This is a genomic window from Streptomyces sp. NPDC048171 (assembly GCF_043202655.1).
Lineage (GTDB): Bacteria > Actinomycetota > Actinomycetes > Streptomycetales > Streptomycetaceae > Streptomyces.
In genome coordinates, this window is the sequence record NZ_JBIDAU010000010.1 from 235839 (window position 1) to 255523 (window position 19685).

General features: G+C 71.2%; 15 protein-coding genes. 12 read left to right on the forward strand and 3 right to left on the reverse strand.

What is annotated here, in order from left to right; all coding sequences use genetic code 11:
* Positions 1–178 precede the first annotated feature (178 nt).
* From ACGF3J_RS28125 to pgi, 7 genes are all read left to right on the forward strand, one after another.
* Positions 179–3133, forward strand: coding sequence for a M14 family metallopeptidase (locus tag ACGF3J_RS28125; RefSeq protein ID WP_161329818.1), 2955 nt, complete (start codon positions 179–181; stop codon positions 3131–3133).
* Positions 3134–3359: 226 nt separating this feature from the next.
* Positions 3360–4370 (forward strand): type I glyceraldehyde-3-phosphate dehydrogenase, encoded by a 1011-nt coding sequence (gene gap, locus ACGF3J_RS28130; RefSeq protein ID WP_122615080.1) that lies wholly within the window; start codon positions 3360–3362, stop codon positions 4368–4370.
* Between the two features lie 139 nt (positions 4371–4509).
* Positions 4510–5721, forward strand: a complete 1212-nt coding sequence (locus ACGF3J_RS28135) for a phosphoglycerate kinase (RefSeq protein WP_161329819.1) — start codon at positions 4510–4512, stop codon at positions 5719–5721.
* A gap of 39 nt (positions 5722–5760) precedes the next feature.
* Positions 5761–6516, forward strand: a complete 756-nt coding sequence (tpiA, locus tag ACGF3J_RS28140) for a triose-phosphate isomerase (RefSeq protein WP_393855062.1) — start codon at positions 5761–5763, stop codon at positions 6514–6516.
* A gap of 119 nt (positions 6517–6635) precedes the next feature.
* Positions 6636–6866, forward strand: coding sequence for a preprotein translocase subunit SecG (gene secG / locus ACGF3J_RS28145; RefSeq protein WP_185832380.1), 231 nt, complete (start codon positions 6636–6638; stop codon positions 6864–6866).
* A 199-nt stretch (positions 6867–7065) separates the two neighbouring features.
* Entirely contained in the window at positions 7066–7401 is a 336-nt protein-coding gene (locus tag ACGF3J_RS28150; protein ID WP_003976875.1) for an RNA polymerase-binding protein RbpA, read from the forward strand.
* 104 nt (positions 7402–7505) lie between these two features.
* Positions 7506–9161, forward strand: a complete 1656-nt coding sequence (pgi, locus tag ACGF3J_RS28155; RefSeq protein ID WP_393855013.1) for a glucose-6-phosphate isomerase — start codon at positions 7506–7508, stop codon at positions 9159–9161.
* A gap of 25 nt (positions 9162–9186) precedes the next feature.
* Here the strand turns inward: pgi and ACGF3J_RS28160 are convergent, their stop codons facing one another.
* From ACGF3J_RS28160 to ACGF3J_RS28170, 3 genes are read right to left on the reverse strand one after another with little or no spacing between them, the layout of a single operon-like run.
* Positions 9187–11520: an FtsX-like permease family protein gene (locus ACGF3J_RS28160; RefSeq protein WP_393855014.1), complete on the reverse strand. Its 2334-nt coding sequence runs from the start codon at positions 11518–11520 to the stop codon at positions 9187–9189.
* A 46-nt stretch (positions 11521–11566) separates the two neighbouring features.
* Positions 11567–12358 carry an ABC transporter ATP-binding protein gene (locus ACGF3J_RS28165; protein ID WP_393855015.1) on the reverse strand — a complete coding sequence of 264 codons (792 nt, stop codon included), beginning with the start codon at positions 12356–12358 and terminating at the stop codon, positions 11567–11569.
* Positions 12355–12870: a PadR family transcriptional regulator gene (locus ACGF3J_RS28170; RefSeq protein WP_122614869.1), complete on the reverse strand. Its 516-nt coding sequence runs from the start codon at positions 12868–12870 to the stop codon at positions 12355–12357. The genes ACGF3J_RS28165 and ACGF3J_RS28170 overlap by 4 nt, the downstream gene beginning before the upstream one ends.
* Positions 12871–12980: 110 nt before the next feature.
* Between ACGF3J_RS28170 and ACGF3J_RS28175 the strand changes: the two genes are divergently transcribed.
* The 5 genes from ACGF3J_RS28175 to ACGF3J_RS28195 all read left to right on the forward strand — a co-directional run bounded on the left by ACGF3J_RS28175 (position 12981) and on the right by ACGF3J_RS28195 (position 19663).
* Positions 12981–14252: an ABC transporter substrate-binding protein gene (locus ACGF3J_RS28175; protein ID WP_161332841.1), complete on the forward strand. Its 1272-nt coding sequence runs from the start codon at positions 12981–12983 to the stop codon at positions 14250–14252.
* A gap of 203 nt (positions 14253–14455) precedes the next feature.
* Complete coding sequence (locus tag ACGF3J_RS28180) at positions 14456–16078, forward strand: glycoside hydrolase family 13 protein (RefSeq protein WP_393855016.1); 1623 nt, start codon at positions 14456–14458, stop codon at positions 16076–16078.
* Between the two features lie 35 nt (positions 16079–16113).
* Positions 16114–17442: an ABC transporter substrate-binding protein gene (locus tag ACGF3J_RS28185; RefSeq protein ID WP_393855017.1), complete on the forward strand. Its 1329-nt coding sequence runs from the start codon at positions 16114–16116 to the stop codon at positions 17440–17442.
* Positions 17443–17448: 6 nt separating this feature from the next.
* On the forward strand, positions 17449–18813 hold the full coding sequence (locus tag ACGF3J_RS28190; RefSeq protein WP_393855018.1) for an ABC transporter permease subunit: 1365 nt from the start codon (positions 17449–17451) through the stop codon (positions 18811–18813).
* Positions 18814–18823: 10 nt separating this feature from the next.
* Positions 18824–19663, forward strand: coding sequence for a carbohydrate ABC transporter permease (locus ACGF3J_RS28195; protein ID WP_125492569.1), 840 nt, complete (start codon positions 18824–18826; stop codon positions 19661–19663).
* The last annotated feature ends 22 nt before the right edge of the window (positions 19664–19685 follow it).

A 19685-nucleotide genomic window follows, 5' to 3' on the forward strand; every position in this document is an offset into this window, starting at 1 on the left:
ACACCGCCGCACAGAAGCCGTCAACAAGCCGGTGCGGGCGCCCACTTGGGTGACCCGCACCGGCTTTCGCGTGTCTTTGTCGCGCCCTTGACTCGATCATGAGCTGTCATGAGCCTGGCATCTGTTCGCCACTGTGGCTGAACCAGGCCTGTCAGACAGGCCCCATCTAGGGGGGTTCATGAGACGAAGAGCGAGATCGATCCTCGCCGTCGGCGCGCTCCTGATCGGCGGAGCGGGCTTCGCACCCGTCGCCCAGGCACAACCCGCGAGCCCGGAGACCCCGGACGCGGACGAGGTGAAGGTCTTCCGGGCCGACGTCACCCAGGAGCAGGTGCCCCTGCTGCTGGCCGCCGGACAGGACGGCCACGAACTCACCGAGCGGGTCCCCGACCGGGGCACCGCCACCGTGGAGGTGTACCTCACCGATCAGCAGGCCGGCAAACTGGAGAAACAGGGCGTCGACCTCACCGAGCACTCCCTTTCCAGCCGGGCCGAGAAGCGCGTCGAGGACGCCGGCGACGGCGTCTTCCGCCCGTACAGCGGCAGCGGCGGCCTCCGCGAGGAGATCCTGCGCACCGCCCGGCAGAACCCCCGCCTCACCAAGGTCGTCTCCATCGGCAGGACGGTGAACGGCCAGGACATCCTCGCGCTCAAGCTCACCAAGAACGCGAAGCAGTCCAAGGACGGCTCCAAGCCCTCCGTCCTCTACATGTCCAACCAGCACGCGCGCGAGTGGATCACCCCGGAGATGACCCGGCGGCTGATGCACCACTACCTGGACAAGTACGACGAGGACCGGCGGATCAGGAAGCTGGTCGACTCCACCGAGCTGTGGTTCCTGCTGTCGGCCAACCCGGACGGCTACGACTACACGTTCGAGGACACCGACAACCGCCTGTGGCGCAAGAACCTGCGCGACAACAACGGCGACGGCGCCCTCGGCGCCGGCGACGGCGTCGACCTCAACCGCAACTTCGCCTACAAGTGGGGCTACGACGACGAGGGCTCGTCCCCCAACCCCACCAGCCAGACCTACCGGGGTGCCGGCCCGAACTCCGAGCCCGAGACCAAGGCCCTGGACCGCTTCCAGAAGCGGATCGGCTTCACGTACGGCATCAACTACCACTCCGCCGCCGAGCTGCTCCTCTACGGCGTCGGCTGGCAGGTGGCCACCGACACGCCGGACGACGTCCTCTACAAGGCGCTGGCCGGCACGCCCGAGAACTCCGCGATCCCGGGCTACCACCCGCAGGTCTCCTCGGAGCTGTACACCACCAACGGCGAGGCGGACGGACACGCCGCCAACGTCAACGGCACGGCGATGTTCACCCCGGAGATGTCGACCTGCCAGACGGTCTCCGAGCAGGACCCCGACGACGAGTGGAACGCGGCCGACTGCCAGTCGGGCTTCAACTTCCCCGACGACGAGAAGCTGATCCAGCAGGAGTTCGCGAAGAACATCCCCTTCGCGCTCTCCGTGGCCGAGAGCGCCGCCCACCCGGACCGGCCCTCCTCCTCGGTCGGCCTCGACGCCCCCGACTTCACCCCGGATGCCTTCACCACGTCCTACGCGCGCGGCGCCGGCCAGGAGGTCTCCGTCGTCGCCCGCAAGTCCGTGCGCGACAAGGAACTGAAGTACCGCGTCAACGGCGGACGCACCCACGACGTGCGGCTGAAGCCCTGGCGGGGCGGCGAGACGTACGGAGGTGAGGACAACCTCTACTTCGACGAGTACCGCGCCAAGATCCGCCACGGCGAACGCGGCGACCGGGTCGAGGTCTGGTTCACCGGCGAGACCAAGGGCGGCAAGCGCACCGCGAGCGAGCACTTCACGTACAAGGTCGCGGAGCGGCCCGGCGCGGACGTCCTCGTCGTCGCCGAGGAAGGCGCGAAGGCCACGCAGACCCGGACCTACGTCGACGCCCTCAAGGCGAGCGGCAAGCGGGCCGCCGTCTGGGACGTCGCCACGCAGGGCGCGCCCGACGCGCTCGGCGTCCTCGGGCACTTCGACACCGTCGTCCACTACACGGGCGCCGCGGTGCCCGGCAACGCCACCCAGCTCCAGCTGCGCGCCTTCCTCAACGAGGGCGGCCGGCTGATCGAGGCGGGCGAGCAGGCGGGCGGGGACGTCGACCTCGGCGGCGGCAGCCTCTCCGACGACTTCAGCCAGTACTACCTGGGCGCCTACACCCGCACCTCGACCACCGGCGCCACCGGGTTCACCGGCACCGGGCGGCTCGACGGAGCCACCGGCACATTCGGGGCCGCGCCCGGCAACCCGCTGGACGCCGCCGGAACCTACAGCGTCACCTCGGACGAGCTGCCCGCCGACACCTATCCGCAGTTCGCGAGCGAGGGCGCCGGACAGTTCGCCGGGACGGTCAACCCGTACGGGCCCTACGCGGGCGCGTGGATGGCGGCCGCCGTCCACACCGACGACGCCTACAAGCGCCTCACCCGCACCGTCGACCTCACCGGTGTCACCGCCGCCGACCGCCCCACGCTCCGCACCCAGCTGCTGTGGGACACCGAACGCGGCTACGACCACGCCCTGGTCGAGGCGCACACCACCGGCGCCGACGACTGGACCACGCTCCCCGAGGCCGGCGGCGCCACCGGCACGGCCGTGCCCGCGGAGTGCGGGGCCGGCTTCTACATCGGCGGGCACCCCTGGCTGGAGCACTACCTCACCCTGTCCGACGACGGCTGCACCGCGACCGGCACCACCGGGCAGTGGAACAGCCTCACCGGGGCCTCCGGGGGCTGGCGGCAGGTCGAGTTCGACCTGAGCGCCTACGCCGGCAAGTCCGTGGAGCTGTCGATCGCCTACGTCACCGACCCCGGCAGCGGCGGCCGAGGCGTCCTCGCCGACGAGGCCTCGCTGGTCGTCGGTTCCACGGCCACCGGCACCGAGGGCTTCGAGACCTCGCTGGGTGCCTGGCGGGTCGCCGGACCGCCCGCCGGAAGCCCCGCCGTCCTGAAGGACTGGACCCGCACCGGGACCCTGTTCCAGACGTACGGCGCGGTCACCACGGACGACACCGTGCTGCTGGGTTTCGGCCTGGAGCACCTCACCGAGCCGGCCGCACGGGCGGCTCTGGTCCGGCAGGCGCTGCGTGCCCTGGACGAGTGAATCCGGGCCAGGCGGGGACCGGACGGTGTAACGAAATCGGGTGATCGGTCCCCGTACCGCACGGCGGTCCGTACCCCTACTGGCGGGTACGGACCGCCGTGCCGGGTATGGGGCGTCTCGATGTCACCCCGCAAGCCTCGGAGAGGTAGGGTCGGGGGTGGTCGGGGACATCCCAAATACAGCTCGCCGGCACATCGGGCCGGCGTACCAACGAGGAGATCGGTTCGTGACGATCCGCGTAGGCATCAACGGCTTTGGCCGCATCGGTCGTAACTACTTCCGCGCGCTGCTGGAGCAGGGTGCAGACATCGAGATCGTGGCTGTCAACGACCTGGGTGACACCGCGACCACCGCCCACCTGCTGAAGTACGACACCATCCTCGGCCGCCTCAAGCAGGAGGTCACACACACCGAGGACACCATCACCGTCGACGGCAAGACCATCAAGGTCCTGTCCGAGCGCAACCCGGCCGACATCCCGTGGGGTGAGCTGGGCGTCGACGTCGTGATCGAGTCGACCGGCATCTTCACCAAGAAGGCCGACGCCGAGAAGCACATCGCCGGTGGCGCCAAGAAGGTCCTCATCTCGGCTCCGGCCAAGGACGAGGACATCACCATCGTGATGGGCGTCAACCAGGACAAGTACGACCCGGCGAACCACCACGTCATCTCCAACGCCTCCTGCACCACCAACTGTGTGGCGCCGATGGCCAAGGTCCTCGACGAGAACTTCGGCATCGTCAAGGGCCTGATGACGACGGTCCACGCGTACACCAACGACCAGCGCATCCTGGACTTCCCGCACAAGGACCTGCGCCGCGCCCGCGCCGCCGCGGAGAACATCATCCCGACGACCACGGGTGCCGCCAAGGCCACCGCGCTGGTCCTCCCGCAGCTCAAGGGCAAGCTGGACGGCATCGCGATGCGCGTCCCGGTCCCCACCGGCTCGGCCACCGACCTGGTCGTGGAGCTCCAGCGCGAGGTCACCAAGGACGAGGTCAACGCCGCGTTCAAGAAGGCCGCCGACGACGGCGACCTCAAGGGCGTCCTGTTCTACACCGAGGACGCGATCGTCTCCTCGGACATCGTCGGCGACCCGGCGTCCTGCACCTTCGACTCCTCCCTGACCATGGTCCAGGAGGGCAAGTCGGTGAAGATCCTCGGCTGGTACGACAACGAGTGGGGCTACTCGAACCGCCTCGTCGACCTCACGGTCTTCGTCGGCGAGCAGCTCTGAGCGACTCAGACTCAGCAGGCACCTCGCATGCGGTAGCAGGGCTCGGGCAGCGCAACGTCGCGCCGTCCGGGCCCTGCGTCGCGTCCGCGGTGACCGGCCCTCGTAGGATCACGAGCGATCCGAGAACCCAGGAGCTTTCTTGAAGACGATCGACGAACTGCTCTCCGAAGGCGTCGCGGGCAAGCGCGTATTCGTCCGCGCTGACCTCAACGTGCCGCTGGACGGCACCACCATCACCGACGACGGCCGCATCCGCGCCGTGGTGCCCACCGTCAGGGCCCTGGCGGACGCGGGCGCGCGCGTGATCGTCGCCTCGCACCTGGGCCGCCCCAAGGGCGCCCCGGACCCCGTCTACTCGCTGGCCCCGGCCGCCGCCCGCCTCGGTGAGCTGATCGGCGCCGACGTCGCCTTCGCCGAGGACACCGTCGGCACCTCCGCGGAGGCCGCCGTGTCCGGCCTCGCCGACGGCGGCGTCGCGGTGCTGGAGAACCTGCGCTTCAACGCCGGTGAGACCAGCAAGGACGACGCCGAGCGCGCCGCCTTCGCCGACCGGCTGGCCGGCCTCGCCGACGTCTACGTGGGCGACGGCTTCGGCGCCGTGCACCGCAAGCACGCCTCGGTCTTCGACCTCCCCAAGCGGCTGCCGCACTACGCCGGCTACCTGATCGCCACCGAGGTCGGCGTCCTCAAGAAGCTCACCGACGACGTCCGGCGCCCGTACGTGGTCGCCCTCGGCGGCGCCAAGGTCTCGGACAAGCTCGCGGTCATCGACGAGCTGCTCGGCAAGGCCGACCGGCTCCTCATCGGCGGCGGCATGGCCTACACCTTCCTCAAGGCCAAGGGCTACGAGGTCGGCATCTCCCTCCTCCAGGAGGACCAGATCCCGGCCGTGAAGGAGTACATCGAGCGCGCGGAGAAGACCGGCGTCGAGCTGGTCCTCCCCGTCGACGTCGTGGTCGCGCCCGAATTCCCCGACCTCAAGGCGAAGGCGCCGACCCACCCCGACACCGTCGCCGCGGACGCCGTCCCGGCGGACCGGATGGGGCTGGACATCGGCCCCGAGTCCCGCAAGCTGTACGCGTCCAAGCTCGCCGACGCCGCCACCGTCTTCTGGAACGGGCCCATGGGCGTCTTCGAGCACCCCGACTACGCCGAGGGCACCAAGACGGTCGCCCAGGCGCTTCTCGACGCCCCGGGCTTCACCGTGGTCGGCGGCGGCGACTCCGCCGCGGCCGTGCGGACGCTCGGTTTCGACGAGAACGCTTTCGGCCACATCTCGACCGGCGGCGGCGCCTCCCTCGAATACCTCGAGGGCAAGACGCTCCCCGGCCTCGCCGCACTGGAGGACTGACCCGCAATGGCATCCAATCCGTCCGGACGCACGCCGCTGATGGCGGGCAACTGGAAGATGAACCTCAACCACCTCGAGGCCATCGCCCACGTCCAGAAGCTCGCCTTCGCCCTCGCGGACAAGGACTACGACGCCGTCGAGGTCGCCGTCCTCGTGCCCTTCACCGACCTGCGCTCCGTGCAGACCCTGGTCGAGCACGACAAGCTCAAGGTCAAGTACGGCGCCCAGGACGTCTCCGCCCACGACGGCGGCGCCTACACCGGCGAGATCTCCGGCGCGATGCTGGCCAAGCTGCGCTGCACCTACGTGGCGATCGGCCACTCCGAGCGCCGGCAGTACCACGCCGAGACCGACGAGCAGGTCAACGCCAAGGTCAAGGCGGCCTACAAGCACGGCCTGACCCCGATCATGTGCGTCGGCGAGGAGCTGGAGGTCCGCGAGGCGGGCAACCACGTCGCCCACACCCTCGCCCAGGTCGAGGGCGGGCTCAAGGACCTCCCGGCCGAGCAGGCCGAGTCGATCGTGATCGCCTACGAGCCCGTCTGGGCCATCGGCACCGGCAAGGTCTGCGGCGCCGACGACGCCCAGGAGGTCTGCGCGGCGATCCGCGGCAAGCTCGCCGAGCTGTACACGCAGGAGCTGGCCGACAAGGTCCGCATCCAGTACGGCGGCTCGGTCAAGTCCGGCAACGTCGCCGAGATCATGGCGCAGGCCGACATCGACGGCGCCCTGGTCGGCGGCGCCTCGCTGGACTCGGACGAGTTCGTCAAGATCGTCCGCTTCCGCGACCAGTAGGTCGACCAGTGAGTATGCGGTAGCGGCGATACGTCGTACCCTTGCGGGGGCATGGTGGCCTGCTGTCACCCTGCCCCCGCCGTTCATCCGAAGCCGAGGAAGTTGGTCCAGCCGTGGTTATGGGGTTCTCGATCGCCCTGATCGTCTTCAGCCTGCTGCTGATGCTGCTGGTGCTGATGCACAAGGGGAAGGGCGGCGGCCTCTCCGACATGTTCGGTGGCGGCATGCAGTCGTCCGTCGGCGGATCCTCCGTCGCCGAGCGCAACCTCGACCGGATCACCGTGGTGGTCGGTCTGGCGTGGTTCGCGTGCATCCTGGTGCTCGGCCTGCTCATGAAGGCGAACAACTGACACCTCACGCACTTGTACACGTAAAGCCCCATGTCCGGTACGCGCTTCACCGCGCCGCCTATCATGGGGCTTGCGTCTGTGCGCCGGAGCTTGTAACTCCAATCACTGGACGCGCGTTGGGCCTTACGTAGACTGAGGCGCTCGCAGCGAAGCGAACGCCGACTCGCTTTGCGGCACCATCACGCAGGGAGTTACGACCGTGGCAAGTGGCAACGCGATCCGGGGAAGCCGGGTCGGGGCGGGGCCGATGGGCGAGGCCGAGCGCGGCGAGTCCGCGCCGCGTCTGCGCATCTCCTTCTGGTGCTCCAACGGACACGAGACTCAGCCGAGCTTCGCGAGCGACGCCCAGGTCCCCGAGACCTGGGACTGCCCGCGCTGCGGCTTCCCCGCCGGACAGGACCGGGACAACCCGCCGGACCCGCCGCGCACCGAGCCCTACAAGACGCACCTGGCGTACGTGCGCGAACGCCGCAGCGACGCGGACGGCGAGGCGATCCTCGCCGAGGCGCTCGCCAAACTGCGGGGCGAGATCTAGTAACTGCCGGAGTTCCGTCTCCGTCGGTCGCCTTCACCTCTGCTCCATTAGGTTGGAACAGCCGGGACAGCTGGGACACCTGAGGAAGAAGGCTGAAGACCGACATGAACGCAGACGGCCGTACCAGGCTCGACCAGACCCCCGAATGGACCGCGCTGGCGAAGCATCGCGAGCAACTCGGTGACGTGCGGCTGCGCGAGCTGTTCGCCGCGGACCCGGAGCGTGGCACGGACTGGTCGCTGCGGGTGGGGGACCTGTACGTCGACCACTCGAAGCACCTGGTCACCGACGAGACGCTCCGGCTGCTGCGCCAACTGGCCGCGGCCACCGGCGTGTTCGGGCTGCGCGACGCCATGTTCCGCGGCGAGCGGATCAACATCACCGAGGACCGGGCGGTCCTGCACACCGCGCTGCGCGCCCCGCGGGACGCGGTGGTCGAGGTGGACGGCGAGAACGTCGTGCCGAAGGTGCACGCCGTCCTCGACAGGATGGCCGCCTTCTCCGACAGGGTGCGTTCGGGCGAGTGGACCGGTCACAGCGGCCGACGCATCCGCAACGTCGTCAACATCGGCATCGGCGGCTCCGACCTCGGTCCGGCGATGGCGTACGAGGCACTGCGGGCCTTCACCGACCGCTCGCTGACCTTCCGGTTCGTGTCCAACGTGGACGGCGCCGACCTGCACGAGGCGGTGCGGGACCTGGACCCGGCCGAGACGCTGTTCATCGTGGCGTCCAAGACGTTCACCACGATCGAGACGATCACGAACGCGACCTCGGCGCGCTCCTGGCTGCTCGACGCCTACGACGGCGACGAGAAGGCGGTCGCGAAGCACTTCGTGGCGCTGTCGACGAACGCGGAGAAGGTCTCCGGCTTCGGCATCGACACGGCCAACATGTTCGAGTTCTGGGACTGGGTCGGCGGCCGGTACTCCTACGACTCGGCGATCGGGCTGTCCCTGATGATCGCCATCGGCCCGGACCGCTTCAGAGAGATGCTCGACGGCTTCCGCATCGTCGACGACCACTTCCGCACCGCGCCCGCCGAAGCCAACGTGCCCTTGCTGATGGGCCTGCTGGGCATCTGGTACGGCAACTTCCACGACGCGCAGTCGCACGCGGTGCTGCCGTACTCGCACTACCTGTCGAAGTTCACCGCCTATCTCCAGCAGCTCGACATGGAGTCCAACGGCAAGTCCGTCGACCGCGAGGGCCGCGAGGTGGAGTGGCAGACCGGGCCGGTGGTCTGGGGCACGCCCGGCACCAACGGGCAGCACGCCTACTACCAGCTGATCCACCAGGGCACCAAGCTCATCCCGGCGGACTTCATCGGCTTCGCCCGTCCGGTCGGCGAGCTGAGCGACGGGCTGAAGGCCCAGCACGACCTGCTGATGGCCAACTTCTTCGCCCAGACCCAGGCCCTCGCCTTCGGCAAGACGGCCGACGAGGTGCGCGCCGAGGGAGTGCCGGAAGAACTGGTCCCGCACAAGACGTTCGGGGGCGACCGTCCGACGACCACGATCCTCGCGCGGGAACTGACCCCGTCGGTGCTCGGGCAGCTCGTCGCGCTCTACGAGCACAAGGTGTTCGTGCAGGGCGCCGTCTGGAACGTCGACTCCTTCGACCAGTGGGGTGTCGAACTCGGCAAGGTGCTGGCCAAGCGGGTCGAGCCGGCGCTCACGGAAGGGGCGGAGGTGCCCGGTCTCGACGCCTCCACGAAGGCGCTGGTCGCGGCCTACCGGGAGCTGCGCGGCCGGCGGTGAGCACGGTGCGGGTGGCCCGACCCGGTCAGGCCACCGCGCTCAACGTGTCCGCCAGGCGTCTGCGGGCCGCCCGGGCCGACGGTACGGCGGCCAGGGCGGCGGCACCGAGCACGGCCGCCGTGCCGAGGAGCGCCAGGAACGCGGGGGAGGGGGACCGGGCGATCCCCGCGCCGATGCCGCTGGAGGCACCCTGGGCGTCGATCAGCCAGTGCGCCAGCGGCAGCCCGAGGGCGGTGGCGAGGAGCACGGCCGCCAACGCGGTGTACCCGGCGGCCGCGACGGTGATGCCGGTGATCTGGCGCGGGGACAGGCCGATCGCCTTGAGCGCGAGCAGGTCCCGTTCGCTCTCGCGGACGGTACCGCCGATCGCGGTGAGCAGTTCGATCAGCCCGATCAGGGCGAGCACGGCGATCAGCCCGAGGACGACCCCGCGCAGCGGGGAGAGCCCCTCGGCGGGGTTCGCCGCGGCGTGCACGTCGAGCCGGCCCGCTCCGGCATCGGCCAGCCGCCGGGCCACGTCGTCCGGGTCCGCGCCGGGGTCCAGGCGCACCTGGTAGAAGGTCGGGTTCAGCCGCGGGTCGTTCTCCCTGAGGGCGTCCAGGGAGGTGGAGATCACCCGGCCGGCGTTCTCCGGCTCGATGCTGCGGCCCACGATGTGCAGGATCTGCGGCTGGTCGCCGACGGTCATCCGCACCCAGTCGCCGACCTCCACCTCCAGCAGGTCGAGCAGCCCCTGCCCGGCCACCGCCTCGTCCGGGCCCTGCGCGCGGCGGCCGTCGGCCAGGGCGTACGGGTAGGGGTCCTCGCGGGTGCCGAGTCCGCGCAGCGCGATGGTCGCGGTCTGGCCCGGCACCAGGGCGGCCACCTCGACACCCGGATAGGCGGCGGACACCTCCGGGTCGCGCTCCAGCAGCGCACGGGTGGAGCGGTCGCCGAGGCCGGCGTCGGAGCGGACGGACAGGGCGGCCGGCAGCCCGATCTGCTCCGGCTCGCTGTGGAAGCGGTCGATGGTGGTCCACGCGCTCATCGCCACCACGATCAGCAGCAGCGGCAGGGTGAGGCGGGCGACCGTGGCGAGTGAGCGGGGGCGCCGGGTGAACGCCTTGTGCCAGCCGAGGACGAGCGCGGGCGGCACGCGGATGTCGAACGGACCCGTACGCCCCGGCATCCCGCGCACCCTGAATCCGCGCAGCCCCAGGGCGCGCCGGGCCGCGCCCGACAGTCCGCCGCCCCGGGCCGCCGCCGGACGGGGCACCGGAACCGGTGGCACCCGGCCCGCGCGCCAGGCCGCCAGCCCGGTGGTGGCGCCGATGAACAGGACCGCACCCGCCGGTACGGCGAACAGGGCGACGGTGTGTCCGGGCAGCCCCTGCCACACGCCGACCGCGTCGCCCAGCCGCCCGGGGACAAGGCTGCCGAGGGCCTGGGTGAGCGCGGCGGCGGCCACCGCCCCGAGCAGGGCGTAGGCGAGGTGCTGGAGCAGGAAGACCCGGACGACCTGGCCCGGGGTGAAGCCGATCGCCTTCAGCACGGAGATGTCCCGCAGATGGCCCCGGATCCGGGTGCCGATCGCCCCGTGCACGGCGAGCCCCGCGGCGAGCAGCGCGCCCAGCCCGAACAGGCCGAGGACCTGGCCGAGCAGCCGGTTGTCGCCCTGCGCCTCCGCCCGGGCCTGCTCCCAGGTGGAGACCTGCCCGATCGCCCCGGCGCCCAGCGCGGTCACCGCGCGCTGCACCACGTAGTCCGTGTCTCCGGGGTCGGTCAGCCGCAGCCCGACCACCTGGCCGCCCGGGTCGGCCACCCCGCCCGGGGGCGCCCACACCAGGCCCGGCTGCTCGCCCGGCCGGTAGCGGCGCTCGGGGCTGTCGGCGATGCCGAGCACCGTCAGGGCCCGGGGCGTACCCGGCAGGGTGAGGGTGTCCCCGGGCTGGGCCAGCAGCGCGCGGGCCAGACGGCTCTCCAGGACCACCCCGTCGGGATCCGACTGGTCGAGCCAGCGCCCCGCGGTGAGCAGCGGCCGCCCCACGTCGGGTTGCCCGGCGGTGCCGCGCAGCTCGACGGAGGCGCGGGTGCCGCGCACGGCGACGGTCGTGGACTCGGTGGGGTAGGGGCCGGCGACGGTCCGGACGCCGTCCAGACCGGCCAGCCCGCGGGTGTCGGCGCCGGTGTCGGTGTGCAGCCAGACGTGGGCGCCGCGGGCCTGCGTGAAGACGCGCTGCCAGGGGTTCGTCGCGTACCCGAACAGGGCCGTGGCCAGCAGCAGCGAGGCGACGATGCCCGCGGTGGCGAGGACGAGGAACAGCGCCTCGCCCCGGTGCGCGCGCAGATCGGAGTGGGCCCGGCGCAGGGTGGCTCGCACTCAGCGCTCCGGTGCGCGGTGCGCGCGGTGGTCGTACGCCCGCATGTCAGTCCTTGAGTTCCAGCACGGCTGACGTGCCGGACCGGCGGCGCGGCGGCGGGCCGGCGTCCAGTTCGGCGTCGTCGGCTATGCGCCCGTCGAAGAAGCTGATCACCCGGTCTGCGGCGCTCGCGAGCCGTGCGTCGTGGGTGACCAGCAGGATCGTCTGACCGCGCTGGTGGAAGCGGGTCAGCAGCCGCATCACCTCGCGGGTGCCCTTGCTGTCCAGGCTGCCCGCGGGCTCGTCGGCCAGCAGCAGCGGCGGATGGTTGACCAGAGCCCGGGCGAGCGCCACCCGCTGCTGCTCGCCGCCGGACAGCTCACCGGGCATGCTGCGCTCCTTGCCCGCCAGGCCCAGCTCGGCCAGCAGCTCCTCCCGCTCGGCGCGCGCCCGCTTCGGCGGCAGCCCGGCGAGCAGGGCGGGCAGCTCGACGTTGTCGGCGACGGACAGGTCGGAGACCAGGTTGAAGAACTGGAAGACGATCCCGATGCGCTTCCTGCGCTCGACCGCCCAGCGCGCCTCGCTGTACCGGTCAGTGCACGCGCCGTCCAGCCAGAGGCTCCCGGCGTCCGGCCGCTGGAGCCCGCCGAGCAGATGCAGCAGCGTCGACTTCCCCGCGCCGGACGGCCCGGTGATCGCCACGAACTCGCCCCGCCGCACGGACAGGCCGACCCCGCGCACGGCGTGTGCCGGGGCGCCCTCGCCGTGATGCGTCTTGACCAGGCCCTCGGCGCGCAGCACGGGAGCCTCGTCCTCGCTCGCCCCGGAGGTGCCCCCGGGGCCGACCCCAGCGCTCACTCCAGCTCCTCCAGCTCTTCCTGACACCGTTCCAGCCAGTCGAGGTCGGCCTGCAGGTGCAGCATCGCGCCCTCGATGAGGAGGTGGGCGACGCGGTTGTCGCGGTCTTCGGCGGCGGCCAGCTTCGAGAGCTGCCGCATCGTGTTCAGGTACTGCCGCCGCTGCTTGTTGATGAGGGCGACCTGGTCGGCGAGCCCCGTCTGCGGAGCCAGGGCGAGCTTCATGAAGAACTCGTCCCGCACCCGCGGCTCGTCCGCCGTCTCCTCGTACCAGGCCCGCAGCTCGTCGCGCCCGGCGTCGGTGAGGTGGTAGACCTTCTTGTTGGGCCGGCTCGACTGCTCGATGTCCTCGCCCTCGATCAGTCCCGTCTTCTCGAGACGGCCGAGGGTGACGTAGATCTGGCCGACGTTCGGCTGAGGGTACGCGGAGCCCAGCAGTTGCTCAAGGTCCTGCTTCAGCTCGTAGCCGTGGGCCGGTCCGCGGGCCAGAAGGGCCAGAAGGTGCAGGCGCACTCAGCCGTCCTTCCCTTCTGGTCACATGTGCTCCAGGCCCTAGTATCGCGCATACCTAACAGGTATACATGGCCCCTGACCGGTGTACGAGGGTGTACAGGGAGGAACCTATGCGGTGGATCCACGCCGCCGGTAGGGGCCTTCTCGTCCTCGTGGTGCTCCTGACCGGCTACGTCGCCTCCGGCGCCCGCGCCGACGTGGGTACCGGGAGCGGGCGGGGGCCGCTCACCCTGGCCACCGCCGGTGACCTCACCGGTTACCTCGGCCCGCTGCTGGAGGGCTGGAACCGCGACCATCCCGACGAGAAGGTCACCCTCGTCGAACTGCCCGACTCCGCCGACGAGACCCGCGCGCAGATGGCCACCGACCTGCGCGACGGCGACCGGCACCGCTTCGACGTCCTCAACATCGACGTCAACTGGACCTCCGAGTTCGCCGCCGCGGGCTGGATACGCCCGCTGCCCCGCGACCGCTTCCCGCTCGGCACCTTCCTGCCGCCGGTCGTCGACACCGCGACCTACGACGGGCGGCTGTACGCCGTCCCGTACGTCACCAACGCCGGCCTCCTGCTCTACCGCAAGGACGTCCTCGCCGCCGAGGGCGTCCCGCCGCCGCGCACCTGGGCGGAGCTGGAGCGGTACGCCGAGACCCTCGCCCCGAAGCACGGGCTGGACGGCTACGCGGGGCAGTTCCTGCCCTACGAGGGCCTCACCGTCAACGCGGCCGAGGCCGTCTACTCGGCCGGCGGCAGCATCCTCGGCGACGAGGGCGAACGCGTCACCGTGGACTCGGCGGCCGCCCGCGAGGGCATCGGGTTCCTGGCCCGCGGGGTGCGCGAGGGCTGGATACCCAGGGACGCGCTGACCTACAAGGAGGAGGAGTCCAAGCAGGCCTTCCAGGACGGCCGCCTGCTCTTCCTGCGCAACTGGCCCTACGCCTACGTGGGCGCCTCCGCCGAGGACTCGAAGATCGCCGGAAAGGTCGGCGCGGTGCCGCTGCCCGGCCCCGACGGGCCCGGCGCGAGCGTCCTGGGCGGCTCCAACCTCGCCGTCGGCACCCACGCCCGGCACCCCGACTCGGCCGCGCGCCTCATCGCGTACCTGACCAGCGAGCGCGTCCAGCGCCAGGTCCTCACGCGCGGCGCGCTGCCGCCCGTGCGGGCCGACCTCTACGAGGACCCCCGGCTCGTCGAGGCGTTCCCGTATCTGCCGACCCTGCGCGAGAGCGTGCTCGCCGCCGCCCCGCGCCCCAAGAGCCCGCGCTACGACCAGGTCAGCCTGGCCGTGCAGGCGGTCGTGCACGACGCGATGACCGGGCGGCAGACGCCCGAGGCGGCGGTGCGCCGGCTGGCGCGCGAACTGGCCGCGATCTCCCACCGCTGAGCTTCGCGGGGTTCCGCGCCGAGGCTTTCTAGTTACGTGTTAGGTAACGCCAGCGTCTCATCTGCACCCCGGCTGTGCCGCTAAGTCCTGATATGGACCCACAACCGGCCAGTAGCTTCTGTTTCTTTCGTTGACACTCTCGCGACACCGCTACCTAACATGCATGCACAACGGCAGCGGCTCTCGACAGACGGGTCCATGAGGTGAACAGGCACCACTGGTGGCGTGACGCGGTGATCTACCAGGTCTACGTCCGCAGCTTTCTCGACAGCACCGGCGACGGGGTCGGCGATCTCGCCGGGGTCCGGGCCGGACTGCCGTATCTGCGCAAGCTCGGCGTGGACGGGATCTGGCTGAGCCCCTTCTACCCCTCGCCGCAGCACGACCACGGCTACGACGTCGCCGACTACCGCGGTGTCGACCCGCTCTTCGGCGACCTCGACGAGTTCGACGCGCTGGTTGCCGCGGCCCGGCGCCTCGGCGTCCGGGTGCTGCTGGACATCGTCCCCAACCACTGCTCGAGCGAGCACCCGTGGTTCCGCGAGGCCCTCGCCGCCGGGCCCGGCAGCCCGGCCCGCGCCCGGTTCCACTTCGCCGACGGCCGCGGCCCGGACGGCGACGAGCCGCCCAACAACTGGCACGCCATGTTCGGCGGCCCGGCCTGGACCCGCGTGACGGAGCCCGACGGCCGGCCCGGCCAGTGGTACCTGCACATGTTCACGCCCGAGCAGCCGGACTGGAACTGGCGCACCCCCGAGGTCGCCGTCGAGTTCGACCGGATACTCCGCTTCTGGCTGGACCGCGGGGTCGACGGCTTCCGCATCGACGTCGCCGCCGGCCTCTACAAGCACCCGGACCTGCCGGACTCCCCGGACCCGGAGGCCGACGCCCGCACCCGCGACTCGGTCAACCCGCTCGCCTGGAACCAGCCCGAGGTGCACGACGTGTGGCGCCAGTGGCGCGCCGTGTGCGAGGAGTACGCCGGCCGCGACGGCCGCGAACGCCTCCTGGTCGGCGAGGTGTCCGTCCCCTCGGCGCGCGAACACGCGCGCTACGTCCGCCCCGACGAACTCCACCAGGCCTTCTTCTTCGACCTGCTCGGCGCCCCCTGGGACCCCGACGCGTTCCGCAAGGTCATCTCCGAGGCCATGCAGGACATCGCCGGGACCGGCTCCACGGTCACCTGGGTCCTGAACAACCACGACCAAGTCCGCACCGTCACCCGCTACGGCGGCCCCGCCACCGACGGCAGCGGACTCGGCACCGCCCGCGCCCGCGCCGCCGCCCTGCTGATGCTGGCGCTGCCCGGGGCCGCGTACATCTACCAGGGCGAGGAACTGGGCCTGCCCGAGGTCGTCGACCTGCCCGACGACGTGCTCACCGACCCGATCTTCCACCGCACCGGCAGCCGGTCCCGGGTCCGCGACGGGTGCCGGGTGCCGCTGCCCTGGTCGGGACAGGCGTCCCCGTTCGGCTTCACCTCGGGTGACGGGAGCGCCAAGCCCTGGCTGCCGCAGCCGGAGTACTTCGCCGAGTACGCCACCGACCGCGCCCTCGCCGACACCCGCTCCTTCTGGCACCTCTACCGCGACGGCCTCCAGCTCCGGGGCGACCTGCCCCAGCTGGGGGAGGGCACCCTGCGCTGGCTGGACACCCCGCCCGGCGTCCTCGCGTTCGTCCGCGGCGACGGACTGGTCTGCGCCGTCAACTTCGGCACCGCCCCGACGCCCGCGCCGGTCCCCGGCACCCCGCTGCTGAGCAGCGGCCCCTGCCCGGCCGGCTCCCTGCCCGGCTCCACCGCCGCCTGGTGGATCGCCGACCTCTGACCTCGCTCCGCCCACCCCTCGAAGGGACATCAACGATGATGCGACGACGTTCCACCCTGCTCACCGGCTGCACCGCCCTCGTACTCGCCCTCGGCGCGACCGCCTGCGGCGGCGGCGGGCCCGTCTCGGCCGGCGGCGGCGACAAGGCGCTCAGCGGCCAGTCCGTCACCGTCGCCGGGGTCTGGTCCGGCACCGAACAGGAGAACTTCCAGAAGGTGCTGGACGCCTTCACCGAGAAGACCGGCGCCAAGACCTCGTTCGTCTCCACCGGCGACAACGTCTCCACCGTCGTCGGCAGCAAGATCGAGGGCGGCAACGCCCCCGACGTCGTGATGGTCCCGCAGGTCGGCGTACTCCAGCAGTTCGCCGCGAAGGGCTGGCTGAAGCCGCTGTCCAAGACCGCCCAGCAGTCCGTGGACAGCAACTTCGCGAACGTCTGGAAGTCGTACGGCAGCGTCGACGGCACCCTCTACGGCCTCTACTTCAAGGCCGCCCACAAGTCGACCGTCTGGTACAGCCCCGACGCCCTCGCCCAGGCCGGGGTCGAGCCGCCGAAGAGCTACGACGAGATGCTGAAGGCCGGGCAGACCGTCTCCGACTCCGGGCTCGCCGCCTTCTCGGTCGCCGGACAGGACGGCTGGACGCTGACCGACTGGTTCGAGAACGTCTACCTCTCCCAGGCGGGACCGGAGAAGTACGACGCCCTGGCCGCCCACGAACTGAAGTGGACCGACGCAAGCGTGGTCGAGGCGCTCACCACCCTCGGCAAGCTCTTCAAGGACAAGCAGCTCATCCAGGGCGGCCAGAAGGGCGCCCTGAACACCGACTTCCCGGGCTCCGTGGAGAAGGTCTTCGGCCCGAAGCCCGAGGCCGGCATGGTCTACGAGGGCGACTTCGTCGCCGGGGTGGCCAAGGACCAGTTCGGCAGGGAGATCGGCAAGGACGCCGACTTCTTCCCGTTCCCCGCGGTCGCCGGCGGTGAGGCGCCGGTGGTCAGCGGCGGCGACGCGGCCGTCGTCCTCAAGGACGGCAAGAACTCCAAGGCCGGCACGGCGCTCCTGGAGTACCTCGCGACGCCGGAGGCCGCGGCCGTCTGGGCCGAGGCGGGCGGCTTCCTCTCCCCGAACAAGAAGCTCGACCTCGCCTCCTACGGCGACGACGTCAGCAGGGCCACCGCCAAGTCCCTGGTCGACGCCGGGGACTCGGTCCGCTTCGACATGTCCGACCAGGCACCGGCGGCCTTCGGCGGCACCAAGGGCACGGGCGAGTGGAAGATCCTCCAGGACTTCCTGCGCGACCCGTCCGACCCGAAGGCGACCGCCGCGCAGCTGGAGGCCGCGGCGGCCAAGGCCTACAAGGGCTGACCGGTCATGACCTCGACCCTGGTGAAAGAGGCGAGCCCGCCCACCGCCCCCGGACCGGCACCGCTGCGTCGCCCCCGGCGGCGCCGGGCGGCCGTCGCCCTGCTCTTCGTCCTCCCCGCGCTGCTCCTGCTCGGCGCGCTCGTCGTCTACCCCGTGCTGTTCTCCGTCGGCCGCAGCTTCTTCGATGCCTCGGGGACGCGCTTCGTGGGCGGCGAGAACTACACCGAGATGTTCCGCGACCCGGCCACCCTCAAGGCCATCCGCAACACCGCGATCTGGGTCGTGATCGCACCCACGCTGCTGACCGGCCTCGGCCTGATCCTCGCCGTCCTGGTCGAGAAGGTCCGCTGGGCCACCGCCTTCAAGCTGCTGCTCTTCATGCCGATGGCGGTGTCCTTCCTCGCCGCCGGCATCATCTTCCGGCTGGCCTACGACCACGACCCGGACAAGGGCGTCCTCAACGCCGCCGTGACCGGCGTCCACGACGCCTTCGCCGACACCGCCTCCTACCCGACCGCGCGGGCGCGCGAGGGACAGGACGGCGGCCTGGTCAAGGCGGCGGACGGCGCGTACCGGACGAGTGCCGGGGTGTCCCCCGGCGACACCGTGGCGCTCGGCCTCGTGGGCGTGCTGCCCGACGACCTGCCGTCCGGCACGGAGCCCGCGTACGGCGCGGCCGGGCGCGAGGCGGCCTCCGGTGAGGTGAGCGGTGTCGTCTACCTGGACTTCACGCCCGGCGGGGGAGGGGAGCAGGGCAGGGTGGACCGGCGCGAGAGCGGGCTGCCCGGAATGACGGTCGAGGCCGTGCGCGACGGACGTACGGTCGCCACCGCGACCACCGCGTCCGACGGCTCCTTCCGCTTCGAGTCGCTGGCCGACGGCTCGTACGCCGTCCAGCTGCCCGCCTCGAACTTCGCGCCGCCCTACGAGGGCGTCTCCTGGCTCGGGCCCGCGCTGGTCACGCCCGCGATCATCGGGGCGTACCTGTGGATCTGGACCGGGTTCGCGATGGTGCTGATCGGCGCCGGCCTGTCGTCACTGCCGCGCGACGCGCTGGAGGCGGCGCGGATGGACGGCGCGAACGAGTGGCAGATCTTCCGGCGGATCACCGTGCCCCTGCTGGCACCGGTGCTCACGGTCGTCTTCATCACCCTCGTCATCAACGTGATGAAGGTCTTCGACCTCGTCTACATCATCGCGCCCGGGCCGGTGCAGGAGGACGCGACGGTGCTCGCGACGCAGATGTGGCTCGTGTCGTTCGGCGGCGGCAACAACCAGGGGCTCGGCAGCGCGCTGGGCGTACTGCTCCTGCTGCTCGTCGTCCCGGCCATGGTCTTCAACGTCCGCCGTTTCAAGAGGAGTCAGCGATGAGGAGTCAGCGATGAACGCCGTCCGGCGGTATCTGGGCAACGGAGTCGTCCAGGCCTTCCTCGTGCTCGTCGGTCTCGTGTGGATGACGCCGCTGGCCGGGCTCTTCCTCTCCTCTCTCCGGTCGGCCGAGGAGACGGCGGAGGGCGGCTGGTGGACGGCGCTGGCCAGCCCCGGGCAGCTGTCCCTCGACAACTACTCGGCGCTGCTGGGCAACTCGGGCATCACCCAGGCCTTCTGGAACACGGTGCTGATCTCCGTGCCGACGACGGTGCTCGTCGTGGTCGTCGGGGCGCTCGCCGGGTACGCCTTCGCGTGGCTGGACTTCCCGGGGCGCGAGGCGATCTTCCTGATCGTCGTGGCGCTGCTGGTGGTGCCCGTGCAGATCGGGCTGCTGCCGGTCGCCAAGCTCTTCGGGCAGCTGGGGCTGTTCGGGACCATCCCGGGCGTGGTGCTGTTCCACGTGGCGTACGGGCTGCCGTTCGCGGTGTTCCTGCTGCGGAACTACTTCGCCGAGATGCCCAAGGAGATGCTGGAGGCCGCCCGCATGGACGGCGGCACCGAGTGGCGGATCTTCATCCGCCTGGTGCTGCCGGTGGGGCGGCCGGCCATCGCCAGCCTCGCCATCTTCCAGTTCCTGTGGGTGTGGAACGACATGCTGGTGGCGCTGCTGTTCGCGGACAGCTCGGCGCAGCCGCTGACCGTGGAACTCCAGTCGCAGATCCGGCAGTTCGGAAGCAACATCGACGTGCTGGCGCCGGGAGCCTTCCTGTCGCTCGTCGTGCCGGTGGTCGTGTTCTTCGCCTTCCAGCGGCACTTCGTACAGGGGGTCATGGCGGGGTCGGTGAAGTGAGGGGAGGGGCGGATTCTTCCGC

Excerpts from the sequence above, each read along its gene's own strand:
- ACGF3J_RS28125 (WP_161329818.1), top strand. The coding sequence starts at position 179 with ATGAGACGAAGAGCGAGATCGATCCTCGCCGTCGGCGCGCTCCTGATC.
- tpiA (WP_393855062.1), top strand. The coding sequence starts at position 5,761 with ATGGCGGGCAACTGGAAGATGAACCTCAACCACCTCGAGGCCATCGCC.
- secG (WP_185832380.1), top strand. The coding sequence starts at position 6,636 with ATGGGGTTCTCGATCGCCCTGATCGTCTTCAGCCTGCTGCTGATGCTG.
- pgi (WP_393855013.1), top strand. The coding sequence starts at position 7,506 with ATGAACGCAGACGGCCGTACCAGGCTCGACCAGACCCCCGAATGGACC.
- ACGF3J_RS28175 (WP_161332841.1), top strand. The coding sequence starts at position 12,981 with ATGCGGTGGATCCACGCCGCCGGTAGGGGCCTTCTCGTCCTCGTGGTG.
- ACGF3J_RS28185 (WP_393855017.1), top strand. The coding sequence starts at position 16,114 with ATGATGCGACGACGTTCCACCCTGCTCACCGGCTGCACCGCCCTCGTA.
- ACGF3J_RS28190 (WP_393855018.1), top strand. The coding sequence starts at position 17,449 with ATGACCTCGACCCTGGTGAAAGAGGCGAGCCCGCCCACCGCCCCCGGA.
- ACGF3J_RS28195 (WP_125492569.1), top strand. The coding sequence starts at position 18,824 with ATGAACGCCGTCCGGCGGTATCTGGGCAACGGAGTCGTCCAGGCCTTC.